This is a genomic window from Listeria aquatica (assembly GCF_014223975.1).
GTDB lineage: Bacteria > Bacillota > Bacilli > Lactobacillales > Listeriaceae > Listeria > Listeria aquatica.
On the sequence record NZ_JAARRM010000010.1, the window covers coordinates 1 to 3,097 of the forward strand.

General features: G+C 51.7%; 1 rRNA gene. It reads left to right on the forward strand.

The annotated features are described in order from the left end of the window. Positions 1-164: 164 nt before the first annotated feature. Positions 165-3,097 (forward strand): 23S ribosomal RNA (locus tag HB912_RS13100).

The following is a 3,097-nucleotide window of genomic DNA, read 5'->3' on the forward strand; positions in this document are numbered from 1 at the left end:
TGTTCTTTGAAAACTAGATAAGAAAAGTTAGTGTAAAAAGACGAAGAGAAACCGTAGGTTTTTCTTCAACCAAAACCGAGAATCAAACCGAGAAAGAATCTTTCCGTTTTCATAAGCGATCGCACGTTTATGAAAACACAACAACACCTTCGTAAGAAGGATGAGGTTAAGTGAGGAAGGGCGCACGGTGGATGCCTTGGCACTAGGAGCCGAAGAAGGACGGGACTAACACCGATATGCTTTGGGGAGCTGTACGTAAGCGTTGATCCAGAGATTTCCGAATGGGGGAACCCTCTATCTTTAGTCGGATAGAATCCTTACGTGAATACATAGCGTAGGGAAGGCAGACCCGGGGAACTGAAACATCTTAGTACCCGGAGGAAGAGAAAGAAAATTCGATTTCCTGAGTAGCGGCGAGCGAAACGGAAAGAGCCCAAACCAAGAAGCTTGCTTCTTGGGGTTGTAGGACACTCATTGTGGAGTGATAAAAGAAGGCGATAGATGAAGCGGCTTGGAAAGGCCCGCCAGAGACGGTAACAGCCCGGTAGTCGAAATGGTCTTCTCTCCCGAGTGGATCCTGAGTACGGCGGAACACGTGAAATTCCGTCGGAATCCGGGAGGACCATCTCCCAAGGCTAAATACTCCCTAGTGACCGATAGTGAACCAGTACCGTGAGGGAAAGGTGAAAAGCACCCCGGGAGGGGAGTGAAAGAGTACCTGAAACCGTGTGCCTACAAGTAGTTAGAGCCCGTTAATGGGTGATAGCGTGCCTTTTGTAGAATGAACCGGCGAGTTACGATTTGTTGCAAGGTTAAGCGGAAAAAGCGGAGCCGTAGCGAAAGCGAGTCTGAATAGGGCGTTTTGAGTAACAGGTCGTAGACCCGAAACCAGGTGATCTACCCATGTCCAGGATGAAGGTAAGGTAATACTTACTGGAGGTCCGAACCCACGTACGTTGAAAAGTGCGGGGATGAGGTGTGGGTAGCGGAGAAATTCCAATCGAACTTGGAGATAGCTGGTTCTCTCCGAAATAGCTTTAGGGCTAGCCTCGAGGTAAGAGTCATGGAGGTAGAGCACTGTTTGGACTAGGGGCCCCTCTCGGGTTACCGAATTCAGATAAACTCCGAATGCCATTGACTTATCCTCGGGAGTCAGACTGCGAGTGATAAGATCCGTAGTCGAAAGGGAAACAGCCCAGACCACCAGTTAAGGTCCCCAAATATACGTTAAGTGGAAAAGGATGTGGGGTTGCTTAGACAACCAGGAGGTTGGCTTAGAAGCAGCCATCCTTGAAAGAGTGCGTAATAGCTCACTGGTCGAGTGACCCCGCGCCGAAAATGTACCGGGGCTAAACGTATTACCGAAACTGTGGATGAATCCCGTGAGGGATTCGTGGTAGGAGAGCGTTCTAAGGGCGAAGAAGCTAGACCGGAAGGACTAGTGGAGCGCTTAGAAGTGAGAATGCCGGTATGAGTAGCGAAAGAAGGGTGAGAATCCCTTCCACCGAATATCTAAGGTTTCCTGAGGAAGGCTCGTCCGCTCAGGGTTAGTCGGGACCTAAGCCGAGGCCGATAGGCGTAGGCGATGGACAACAGGTTGAGATTCCTGTACCAGTCTTTGTTGTTTGACGATGGGGTGACACAGAAGGATAAGGAAGCGCACGGATGGAAGAGTGCGTCCAAGCAGTGAGTGTGAGAAGTAGGCAAATCCGCTTCTTGTGAAGCATGAGCTGTGATGGGGAAGGAAATTGAGTACGGAAGTTCCTGATTTCACGCTGTCAAGAAAAGCCTCTAAGGAGAGAAAGACTGCCCGTACCGCAAACCGACACAGGTAGATGAGGAGAGAATCCTAAGGTGAGCGAGAGAACTCTCGTTAAGGAACTCGGCAAAATGACCCCGTAACTTCGGGAGAAGGGGTGCTCTGATAGGGTGAAAGCCCGAGAGAGCCGCAGTGAATAGGCCCAGGCGACTGTTTAGCAAAAACACAGGTCTCTGCAAAACCGTAAGGTGACGTATAGGGGCTGACGCCTGCCCGGTGCTGGAAGGTTAAGAGGATGGGTTAGCTTCTTGCGAAGCTCAGAATTGAAGCCCCAGTAAACGGCGGCCGTAACTATAACGGTCCTAAGGTAGCGAAATTCCTTGTCGGGTAAGTTCCGACCCGCACGAAAGGCGCAACGATCTGGGCACTGTCTCAACGAGAGACTCGGTGAAATTATAGTACCTGTGAAGATGCAGGTTACCCGCGACAGGACGGAAAGACCCCGTGGAGCTTTACTGCAACCTGATATGGAATGTTTGTACCGCTTGTACAGGATAGGTAGGAGCCATTGAATCGTGTGCGCCAGCATACGAGGAGGCGCTGGTGGGATACTACCCCCGCTGTATGACCATTCTAACCCGCCACGCTTAGCGCGTGGGGAGACAGTGTCAGGTGGGCAGTTTGACTGGGGCGGTCGCCTCCTAAAGAGTAACGGAGGCGCCCAAAGGTTCCCTCAGAATGGATGGAAATCATTCGCAGAGTGTAAAGGCACAAGGGAGCTTGACTGCGAGACTGACAAGTCGAGCAGGGACGAAAGTCGGGCTTAGTGATCCGGTGGTTCCGCATGGAAGGGCCATCGCTCAACGGATAAAAGCTACCCCGGGGATAACAGGCTTATCTCCCCCAAGAGTCCACATCGACGGGGAGGTTTGGCACCTCGATGTCGGCTCGTCGCATCCTGGGGCTGTAGTCGGTCCCAAGGGTTGGGCTGTTCGCCCATTAAAGCGGCACGCGAGCTGGGTTCAGAACGTCGTGAGACAGTTCGGTCCCTATCCGTCGCGGGCGCAGGAAATTTGAGAGGAGCTGTCCTTAGTACGAGAGGACCGGGATGGACGCACCGCTGGTGTACCAGTTGTTCCGCCAGGAGCATCGCTGGGTAGCTATGTGCGGCCGGGATAAACGCTGAAAGCATCTAAGCGTGAAGCCCCCCTCAAGATGAGATTTCCCATTTCTTTAAGAAAGTAAGATCCCTGAAAGATGATCAGGTAGATAGGTTTGGAGTGGAAGTATGGCGACATATGGAGCGGACAAATACTAATCGATCGAGGACTTAACCTT